Annotated in this window: 8 protein-coding genes; 5 read left to right on the plus strand and 3 right to left on the minus strand. The window is 75.4% G+C overall.

Going from position 1 to position 9,189, the window contains the following annotated elements; translation table 11 throughout:
* Positions 1–40: 40 nt before the first annotated feature.
* Positions 41–1,681, minus strand: coding sequence for a phosphoglucomutase (alpha-D-glucose-1,6-bisphosphate-dependent) (gene pgm / locus ACFU6K_RS20770; RefSeq protein ID WP_380665059.1), 1,641 nt, complete (start codon positions 1,679–1,681; stop codon positions 41–43).
* 154 nt (positions 1,682–1,835) lie between these two features.
* Entirely contained in the window at positions 1,836–2,135 is a 300-nt protein-coding gene (locus ACFU6K_RS20775; RefSeq protein WP_380665061.1) for a YciI family protein, read from the minus strand.
* Positions 2,136–2,386: 251 nt separating this feature from the next.
* On the opposite strand from ACFU6K_RS20775, the gene ACFU6K_RS20780 reads away from it, so the two are divergent.
* Positions 2,387–2,719 carry a hypothetical protein gene (locus ACFU6K_RS20780; protein ID WP_380665063.1) on the plus strand — a complete coding sequence of 111 codons (333 nt, stop codon included), beginning with the start codon at positions 2,387–2,389 and terminating at the stop codon, positions 2,717–2,719.
* A 63-nt stretch (positions 2,720–2,782) separates the two neighbouring features.
* Positions 2,783–4,309 carry an FAD-binding protein gene (locus ACFU6K_RS20785; RefSeq protein ID WP_380665065.1) on the plus strand — a complete coding sequence of 509 codons (1,527 nt, stop codon included), beginning with the start codon at positions 2,783–2,785 and terminating at the stop codon, positions 4,307–4,309.
* A 61-nt stretch (positions 4,310–4,370) separates the two neighbouring features.
* On the opposite strand, the gene ACFU6K_RS20790 is transcribed toward ACFU6K_RS20785, so the two are convergent.
* Positions 4,371–5,882 carry a multicopper oxidase family protein gene (locus ACFU6K_RS20790; RefSeq protein WP_380665067.1) on the minus strand — a complete coding sequence of 504 codons (1,512 nt, stop codon included), beginning with the start codon at positions 5,880–5,882 and terminating at the stop codon, positions 4,371–4,373.
* 368 nt (positions 5,883–6,250) lie between these two features.
* Between ACFU6K_RS20790 and ACFU6K_RS20795 the strand changes: the two genes are divergently transcribed.
* Genes ACFU6K_RS20795 through ACFU6K_RS20805 form a run of 3 tightly spaced genes read left to right on the plus strand, consistent with a single transcriptional unit; the run spans position 6,251 to position 9,146 of the window.
* Positions 6,251–7,714: a pyridoxal phosphate-dependent decarboxylase family protein gene (locus ACFU6K_RS20795; protein WP_380665069.1), complete on the plus strand. Its 1,464-nt coding sequence runs from the start codon at positions 6,251–6,253 to the stop codon at positions 7,712–7,714.
* Positions 7,711–8,427, plus strand: coding sequence for a hypothetical protein (locus ACFU6K_RS20800; RefSeq protein WP_380665071.1), 717 nt, complete (start codon positions 7,711–7,713; stop codon positions 8,425–8,427). The genes ACFU6K_RS20795 and ACFU6K_RS20800 overlap by 4 nt, the downstream gene beginning before the upstream one ends.
* Positions 8,424–9,146, plus strand: a complete 723-nt coding sequence (locus ACFU6K_RS20805) for a DUF6875 domain-containing protein (protein ID WP_380665073.1) — start codon at positions 8,424–8,426, stop codon at positions 9,144–9,146. Before ACFU6K_RS20800 ends, ACFU6K_RS20805 begins: the two co-directional genes overlap by 4 nt.
* The last annotated feature ends 43 nt before the right edge of the window (positions 9,147–9,189 follow it).

Below are 9,189 nucleotides of genomic sequence, written 5' to 3' on the forward strand. Positions count from 1 at the left end.
GTCCGGCAGGCCGCCGGTCCGGGGCACGGGCGTACCCGGTTCAGCCCCGCAGGACCTCGCCGACCAGGGCGCGGGCCTCGTCCTGCACCCGGGCGAGGTGCTCGTCGCCGTGGAAGGACTCGGCGTAGATCTTGTACACGTCCTCGGTGCCCGAGGGCCGGGCCGCGAACCAGGCGTTCTCCGTACAGACCTTGATGCCGCCGATCAGGGCGCCGTTGCCGGGGGCCTTGGCGAGGACGGCGGTGATCTTCTCCCCGGCGATCTCGCCGGCGCCGACCCGCTCCGGGGACAGCCGGGCCAGGCGGGCCTTCTGCTCGCGGTCGGCGGGGGCGTCCACCCGGGCGTAGGAGGGGGCGCCGTGGCGCCCGGTCAGGTCGCGGTAGCGGGCGCTGGGGCTCTCGCCGGTGACGGCGGTGATCTCGGCGGCCAGCAGGGCGAGCAGGATGCCGTCCTTGTCGGTGGTCCACACCCCGCCGTCGCGGCGCAGGAAGGAGGCGCCGGCGCTCTCCTCGCCGCCGAAGCCGATCGAGCCCTCCAGCAGGCCGTCGACGAACCACTTGAAGCCGACCGGGACCTCCACCAGGGCGCGGCCGAGGTCGGCGGCGACGCGGTCCAGCATCGAGGAGGAGACCAGGGTCTTGCCGACGCCCGCGTCGCCGGGCCAGTCGGCGCGGTGGCGGTAGAGGTAGTCGACGGCCACCGCCAGGTAGTGGTTGGGGTTCATCAGGCCGCCGTCGGGGGTGACGATGCCGTGCCGGTCGGCGTCGGCGTCGTTGCCGGTGGCGATGGCGTACTCGTCCTTGCGGCCGATGAGGGAGGCCATCGCGGCCGGGGAGGAGCAGTCCATGCGGATCTTCCCGTCCCAGTCCAGCGTCATGAACCGCCAGGTCGGGTCGGTCAGCGGGTTGACGACGGTCAGGTCCAGGCGGTGGGTCTCGGCGATGCGCGCCCAGTAGGCCACCGACGCGCCGCCCAGCGGGTCGGCGCCGATGCGCAGGCCCGCCTCCCGCACCGCGTCCAGGTCCAGGACGGAGGGCAGGTCCTCGACGTAGGCGGTGAGGTAGTCGTGGCGCCCGGTGGTGGCGGCGGCCAGCGCCCGCGCGTAGGGGACCTTCCGCACGCCGCGCATGCCCTCGCGGATCAGCTCGTTGGCGCGGTCCTGGATCCGGTTGGTGGCCTGCGAGCCGGCCGGCCCGCCGCTGGGCGGGTTGTACTTGAAGCCGCCGTCGCGCGGCGGGTTGTGCGAGGGGGTGACCACGATGCCGTCGGCGAGCGCGCGCGGGCTGCGCCGGTTGTGGGCGAGGATCGCGTGCGAGACCGCCGGGGTGGGGGTGTAGCCGTCGGCGGCGTCGATCAGCACGTGCACGCCGTTGGCGGCCAGCACCTCCAGGGCGGTGGCCTTGGCCGGCTCCGAGAGGGCGTGGGTGTCCGCGCCCAGGAACACCGGTCCCGCGACGCCCTGTTCGGCCCGGTACTCGCAGATCGCCTGCGTGGTCGCGGCGATGTGGTCCTCGTTGAAGGCCCCGTCCAGCGCCGAGCCCCGGTGCCCCGAGGTCCCGAACGCCACCCGCTGCCCGGGCTCCTGCGGGTCCGGGTTCAGCGCGTAGTACGCCGTCACCAGCCGCGCCACGTCCACCAGGTCACCGGGCTGCGCCGGCTGCCCGGCCCGTGCGTGTGCCATCCGTCTTCTCCCGCCGAAAGTCGGTACTCGCGATACGTCCTCGCCCCGTGTTCACCGATCGTAGCCAGAACGCGACCGTGCCCCGAACCGCGCGAACGGCCCGGGGCACCACGCACGGACGGGGACGGACGGGGACGGCCGGGGGCGAAGGGCCTCAGCCGGGCAGCCGCTGGCGGTGGGCCGCCAGCTCCGGGGCGGTGGTGGTGGCGAGGAACTCCGTCACCCGGTACTCGGTCAACCCGGCCCGCACGAACGGGTCGGTGGCCACCAGCGCCTCGATCCGGGCCCGGTCCTCCCCCACCGCGAGGATCACCCCGCCGTCGCGCGGCACCTTGCGCCCCGAGGCGAGGAAGGTGCCCGCCGCGTAGTGCTCGTCGAGCCACGCGATGTGCTGCGGCAGCACCGCCTCGATCGACTCCAGGGCCGCGGTGTACGTCAACTCCAGTACGAACATGGCGCCCAGGCTAGCCCCCGCCCCCGCGCCCGGAGGGTGCCGACCCCATCCTGCCAGCTCAGGGCAGGGCTCCGGTAGGACGCAGCACACCCTTCCTGCGCCTTGCCGCGCCCCGCCCCGCGCCCGCAGACTCGTGCGCATCCCACCGCGAACCCCGCGCCCGCCGCCCTGCCCAGGGCGGCCGGCGCGCACGGCGTGCTGCCCGTACGCGGCGGGAGGCTGCTCACGAACGGCGAAGGGGGACACGCGACATGAACGAGGACCTGGTGCTGAGGGCACGGGTGCGGCTGCTGATGAACGACGACTGGATCCTGTACGGCGAGGACGCGCTGTGGGTCTACCGCACGCTGTTCGCGGTCAGCCCGCGGGTCCACGCCCGCAAGCTCGTCCACACCCTGCTGGACGCGGTCCGCTCCCCGCTGGTGGCCGACCTGCCCCGGGCCCGCCTGGCCCTGCTGGAGGAGGCCGCGACGGCCACCGCCTGGATGGACGACGACCGGGACCCGTACCGGCCCATGCTCGTCAACGCCGTGTTCCACCACCTCACCGCCCTGCGGGAACAGCTGGACGGTGCGGGGCAGTAGGTGATCACCCGATGGTTGCGGTACAACAATCCCTATTTGACGACTGATCGGAGAAATTCTGATATGAGCAGGTCAGGACTGTCACGCCGCGCCCTCCTCGCCTCGGCCGGCGCCGGAGCCGTCAGCGCCGTCATCGGCTGGAACACCGCCACCGCCGCCTGGGCCACCGAAACCGACACCGAAACCGGCACCGGCACCGGTGAAGGCGCCGACATCGCCCGACTGCCCGCCCTGGACGGCACGGTGACCCTCCAGGGCGCCGGCCTGGAGCGCTTCGCCACCGACTTCGGCCACCTCGTCACCGCCACCCCCCGGGCCGTCCTGCGCCCCGGCTCGGTACGCGACGTGCAGCAGCTGGTCGCCTTCGCCCGCCGCCACCGCATCCCGGTGGCCGTCAACGGCCAGAGCGGCGACCTCGCCCAACTCGGCGAGGCCGGCCTGGAGTCGCACTCCAGCTACGGCCAGGCCAACCCCCGCGGCGGCGTCGCCATCGACGCCCGCGGCCTGTCCAAGGTCCTGTCCGTACGCCCCGGGCGCGCCGTCGTCGAGGCCGGCGCCACCTGGGCCCAGGTCACCGAGGCCGGCCTGGCCGCGGGCTGGGTGCCGCCGGTGCTCACCGACTACCTGCACCTGACCGTGGGCGGCACCCTGAGCGTCGGCGGCATCGGCGGCGGCGTCCAGCACCACGGCATGCAGGTCGACAACGTGCTGGAACTCGACGTCGTCACCGGCACCGGCGAACTGGTCACCGCCTCCCCCACCCGCAACCGGGAACTGTTCGAAGCCGTGCTGGCCGGCGGCGGCCAGGTCGGCGTCATCGTGCGCGCCACCCTCGCCCTGGTCGAGGTCCGCGAACGCGCCCACGTCTTCTCCCTGTACTACGACGACTTGGACGCCTACCTCGCCGACCAGGAGAAGGTCATGGCCGAACGCCGCTTCGACCTCCAGGTCGGCGACGTCGTGCGCAGCGAGGACGGGGCGCGCTGGCGCTACAAGGCCGAGCTGGTGGCGTTCGCGGACGCCGGGGGCGCGGTGGACCGGGCGGCGCTGCTGGCGGGGCTGCGCCCGGTGACCAGCGAGGTGGTGGAGCAGAGCTGGCGGGAGTACGCGTTCCGGGTGGACGGCTTCGCCGGGTACCTGCGCGCGTCGGGGCTGTGGGCGCTGCCCAAGCCGTGGCTGAGCGTGTTCCTGCCGGCGTCCGCGGCGCGGGCGTTCATGGCGCGGGCAGCGGAGGTGCTGACCGCCGCCGACCTGGGGGCGGGGCTGCTGCTGTTCTACCCGTACCAGCGTTCGAAGGTGCGGGCGCCGCTGGCGGTGCTGCCCGGGCAGGAGGTGGGCTGGCACTTCGACCTGCTGGCGTTCCCGGGGCCGGGCTCGGACACGGCGGCGATGCTGGAGCGCAACCGGAGGCTGTACGACCTGGCGGTGGAGCTGGGCGGCAAGCGGTACCTGATCGGGGCGGTGCCGGGGATGACGGGGGCGGACTGGCGGCGCCACTACGGGGGGCTGTGGGAGACGGTGGCGCGGGCCAAGCGCCGCTGGGACCCGGCGGGGATCCTGACGCCGGGGCAGGGCATCCACGCGTCCTGACGTGCCGTCGCCCGTCGGGGCCTGCCGTCCGCGCGCGTGCGGCAGGCCCCGCGAGGGACTGTCAGGCGATCTCCATCTGGGCCATCATGCCCATCGCGGAGTGGTCCAGCAGGTGGCAGTGGTAGGGGTAGCGGCCGCGGTAGGAGTCGAAGGTGGCGTGAAGGCGCACGCTCTCGCCGGGCATCAGGCGCACGGTGTCCTTGAGGCCGCCCTCCTCGGGGCCGGGGGGTGCCCCGTTGCGCTGCAGGACGCGGAACTGCACCAGGTGCAGGTGGAAGTTGTGCGGGATGTCGGTGTTGGCGTTGTGGACCGTCCAGATCTCCGAGGTGCCGAAGGCGACGGCGGCGTCGACCCGGGCGGGGTCGTACTGCCGGCCGTCGATCAGGCCGCGCGGGGCCACGCCCGCGCCGCCCTCCTCGACCTTCAGCACGATGGTGCGCTCGCGGGCCACCGGGCCCGGCGGGGGCAGGGTGCGCAGCCGGTCGGGGACGCCGGAGGGGTCGGGGGCGGGGCGGCCGACGTCGAAGCGCAGGACCTGGCCGACGTGTTCGGCGGGGCCGGGCGGCATGGAGTTGGTGAGCACGACGCTGGTGCCGGGGCGGTAGCGGGAGAAGTCGATGACGACGTCGGCGCGCTCGCCGGGTGACAGGTCGACGGTGTCGGTGGTGTGGGGGCGTTCCAGCAGGCCGCCGTCGGAGCCGATCTGGGTGATGGGGCCGCCGTCGGCCAGGCGCAGGGAGAAGAAGCGCAGGTTGGAGGAGTTGAGCAGGCGGATGCGGTAGCGGCGGGCGGCGACGTCGACCTTGGGCCAGGGGCGGCCGTTGGCGAGGACGGTGGCGCGGCCCTCGGCGTCGTCCATCCGGTAGACGAGGTTGCCGGCGGGGTCGAAGCGGGCGTCGCGCAGGGCGATGGGCAGGTCGTAGCGGCCGGCGGGCAGCGGCAGGGCGGCCTCGGTGGCGTCGGTGAGCAGGTAGGTGCCGGCCAGGCCCCGGTAGACGTGCTCGGACTCCAGGTGGTGGGCGTGGTCGTGGAACCACAGGCTCGCGTGGCTCTGGTCGTTGGGGTAGGTGTAGGTGCGGGTGGCGCCGGCGCCCAGCAGGTTCATCGGGCCGCCGTCGCTGTCGGCGGGGACGGCGGAGCCGTGCAGGTGGACGGAGACCGGGTCGTCCAGCAGGTTGGTCTGGCGCACGACCACCGGGCGCCCGGAGCGGGCGCGGATGACGGGGCCGGGGAAGGCACCGTTGTAGGTGAGGACCTCGGTGCGGCGCCCGGGCAGGATGCGGGCGTAGGAGCGCAGCATGGTCACCGCGTAGGTGTCGGCGCCGCCGTCGGTGGAGACGGGGCTGAGCACCGGGGGCAGCGGCAGGGCGGTGGTGAACTTCTCCGCGAGCGCGGGGCCGGCGTCGGGGCCGGGGTCGGGGGCGGCGGCGCCGGCCGGGTGGGCGTGGCCGGCGTCCTGCCCGGCGGCGGCGGTGGTGGCGGCGGAGGGGGCCGGGCGCAGCGTGGTGCGCACGAGCAGGACTCCTCCCCCGGTCGCCAGGGCGGCGCCGATCATCCTGCGTCTGGTCACCATCGCGTCGTTCCTCCCGCGTGAGGTCCCCCGGCCTCGCCCGGGTGGGTGGGGCGGCCTTGTCCGGGGGTGATTGCAGCAGCGGCGGCTCGGGTCCCGGTGGGGTCCGGCTGGGGCCGTCGCGCGGGGCGCGGGGCCGCCGGGGCGGGGGCCCGGGGGCGGTGCGGGTGGGGCCCGGGGGCGGTGCGGGGGGTGAGCTGCGGGTGTTGCGGGCGCCTTGCGGGCGGTGTCCACGGTGGCTGCGGACGCGGTCGAGGAACGCTCGAGGACTCGGACGCGGTGAACGCTCGTACTCGCCGGGGGCCCGGCGTGCTGCTCACCCGCGCGTCGGCCCCCCGCTGTCGAAGGACTTGAGGGGAAAGGGCCTGAGCGTGGACCTGCGGTACTGGCTGCCGAGGGCGGCCGAGGTGGCCGAGCGGTGGGGCGAGCGGTTCGGGCCGCTGGAGCCGCACCCCTCGCACCTGGTGGACGAGGCGGCGTTCGCGGCCGCCTTCGAGCGCTTCGCCGAGCGCCTGGAGCACAACTACCCGTTCTTCCATCCGCGGTACGCCGGGCAGATGGTCAAGCCGCCGCACCCGGCGGCGCTGGTGGGCTACCTGACGGCGATGCGCTTCAACCCCAACAACCACGCCTACGAGGGCGGTCCGGCCACCAACGACATGGAACGCGAGTGCGTCGCGCAGCTCGCCGCCATGTTCGGCCTGCCCGCGCACGTGGGCCACCTGACCAGCAGCGGCACCATCGCCAACCTGGAGGCGCTGTACGTGGCGCGCCAGAGCCACCCGGGCCTGGGGGTGGCGTACAGCCGCGAGGCCCACTACACCCACAGCCGGATGTGCCACGTGCTGGGCGTGGAGGGGCACGCGGTGGCGGCGGACGCCGAGGGCCGGATGGACGTGGGCGCGCTGGAGGGGCTGCTGCGCACCGGGCGGGTGGGCACGGTGGTGGTCACCTGCGGCACCACGGGGGCGGGCGCCGTCGATCCGGTGCACGAGATCCTGCCGCTGGCCCGCCGCTACGGGGCGCGGGTGCACGTGGACGCCGCCTACGGCGGGTTCTTCGCGCTGCTGGCCGCCGACGACGCGCTGGCCGCCTCCCTGGACGTGGACACGGCGCCGTGGCGGGCGATAGCCGGCTGCGACTCGGTGACCGTCGACCCGCACAAGCACGGCCTGCAGCCGTACGGCTGCGGGGCGGTGCTGTTCGCCGACCCGGACATCGGGCGGCACTTCGCCCACGACTCGCCGTACACCTACTTCACCGACGCCGAGCTGCACCTGGGCGAGATCAGCCTGGAGTGCTCGCGCGCCGGGGCCTCGGCCGCCGCCCTGTGGCTGACCCTGCAGCTGCTGCCGCTCACCGCGCGGGGGCTGGGCGCGGGGCTGGCCGCGAGCCGTCGCGCCGCCCTCGCCTGGGCGCGGCGGATCGAGGACAGCGCGGAGCTGACGCTGTACCAGCGGCCGCAGCTGGACATCGTCACCTACTTCCCCACCCCGGCCGGGCCCGGCGCGCTGACGGCGGTCGACGCCGCGAGCGAGCGGGTGCTGCGCCAGGGCATGGCCGACGAGCACGACCCCGTCTACCTGAGCGTGCTGCGCGTGGACGCCGCCGACTTCACCCGCCGCCACCCGGGGGTGCGCGCGGACGCGGACGGGGCGCGGGTGCTGCGCAGCGTGCTGATCAAGCCGGAGGCGGAGGGGTGGGTGGCGCCGCTGCACGCGCGGGTGGCGGCGCTGGCCGCCTCGGCGACCGGTTCCCCTGTTTCTACCGTTCCGTCCGCTCCTTCGGCTCCTTCCCCTTCGTCCGCCCCCTCGTTCGAGGAGAGTGCCCGTTGACCACCGCCACCGCCCTGCCCGCCGCCGCGGGCACCGCCTTACCGCCCGCCGGGCCGGCCGTTAGCGCCGTACGGCCGCTCGTGCGCCCCGCCCGTCCGGGCGAGGAGGAGGCCCTGGCCCGCGCGCTCGCCGACGCCTTCGCCGACGACGCGCTGATGCTGTGGGCCTTCCCCGACCCCGGCCACCGCGCTCGCGTCCTGCCCGCCTTCTTCCGCGTCCACGTCGAGCGGTGCCTGGCCCACCGGGGCGCGCTGGCCGTCCACCGGGCCGGCGGCGACAGCGCGGCGGACGACGAGCCGCTGGGGGCGCTGCTGTTCCTGCCGCCCGGCCGCTGGGAGGACCCGGGCCCGCGCGACGGCGCCGCCACCGCCGCCCTGGCCGAGGCGATCGACGCCGCCGGCCACGGCGAGCCGTCCCGCCGCCTGGCCGCCATCACCCGCCTGCAGACCCTGCGCCACCCGCGCCACCGCTCCCACCACTACCTCGCCTTCGTCGGGGTGCGCCCCGACGCCCGCGGCACCCGCGCCGGCCAGGTGCTGCTGCACGCCTTCCTCACCGAGGTCGACACCGCCGGCCAGGCCGCCTACGCCGAGACCAGCTCCCCGTCCGGCGCCCGCCTGCTCGCCTCCGGCGGCTTCGCCCGCTTCGGCGAGGCCCTCGCCCTGCCCGGCGGCGGCCCCCGCCTGGCCCCGGTCTGGCGGGGGCCCCGATGACCGCCCCCGCCGCCGTCGCCCCCTCGGCCCCCTCGGCCCCCTTGGCCCCCGCTGCTGCCGCCGCTGCCGCTGTCACCGGGGCGCTGCGCGTGTACAGCGCCGAGCAGATCGACGCCAGCCGCGCCGCCGCCGGCCCCGAGGCCGCCGAGACCCTCGCCTGGGCACGCGCCTTCCTCACCACCACCCACCCCGACCTCGGCCGCAGCGGCCCGGTCTGCCCCTACACCCAGCCCTCGCTGCGCCGTGGCCTGTTCCACATCGCCGTCGCCGACACCTCCCCCGGCGGGGACCTGCCCGCGCTGGTCGCCGAACTGCGCGCCCACTACGACGCGTTGCTCGCCGACCTGGCGGAGGAGTCCGACCGCGAGCTGCTGACCGTCCTGCTGGTGCTGCCCCAGCTGGACCGCGAGGACTCCACCGTGCTGGACGAACTCCAGCGCAAGGCCAAGGACGAGTTCGTCGAACAGGGCCTGATGATCGGCCAGTTCCACCCGGTCTGCGAGGAACCCGGCCTGTGGAACCGCTCCTTCCGGCCGCTGCGCTCCCCCGTCCCGCTGCTCGCGGTGCGCAAACTGCTGGTCTTCGACCTGCCGTTCCTCACCGGCGACGAGGCCCACCTGACCCACTACCTGGCCCGCTTCGCCCCCGAGGTGCCCGCCCGCATCCGCGCCCAGCTGGTCACCAGCGTCCGCGCCCGCCACCAGGGCGCCGCCGCCTGACCCCCTCCCCCCCTGCGCGCGCGGAGCCCGGCCGCCGCCCGGC

It is taken from the genome of Kitasatospora sp. NPDC057512 (genome assembly GCF_042802135.1).
Taxonomy (GTDB): domain Bacteria; phylum Actinomycetota; class Actinomycetes; order Streptomycetales; family Streptomycetaceae; genus Kitasatospora.

What these genes read in the sequence shown, in the direction of transcription:
- ACFU6K_RS20780 (WP_380665063.1), top strand. Translation starts at nt 2,387, where the DNA reads ATGAACGAGGACCTGGTGCTGAGGGCACGGGTGCGGCTGCTGATGAAC.
- ACFU6K_RS20790 (WP_380665067.1), bottom strand. Translation starts at nt 5,882, where the DNA reads ATGGTGACCAGACGCAGGATGATCGGCGCCGCCCTGGCGACCGGGGGA.
- pgm (WP_380665059.1), bottom strand. Translation starts at nt 1,681, where the DNA reads ATGGCACACGCACGGGCCGGGCAGCCGGCGCAGCCCGGTGACCTGGTG.
- ACFU6K_RS20805 (WP_380665073.1), top strand. Translation starts at nt 8,424, where the DNA reads ATGACCGCCCCCGCCGCCGTCGCCCCCTCGGCCCCCTCGGCCCCCTTG.
- ACFU6K_RS20785 (WP_380665065.1), top strand. Translation starts at nt 2,783, where the DNA reads ATGAGCAGGTCAGGACTGTCACGCCGCGCCCTCCTCGCCTCGGCCGGC.
- ACFU6K_RS20775 (WP_380665061.1), bottom strand. Translation starts at nt 2,135, where the DNA reads ATGTTCGTACTGGAGTTGACGTACACCGCGGCCCTGGAGTCGATCGAG.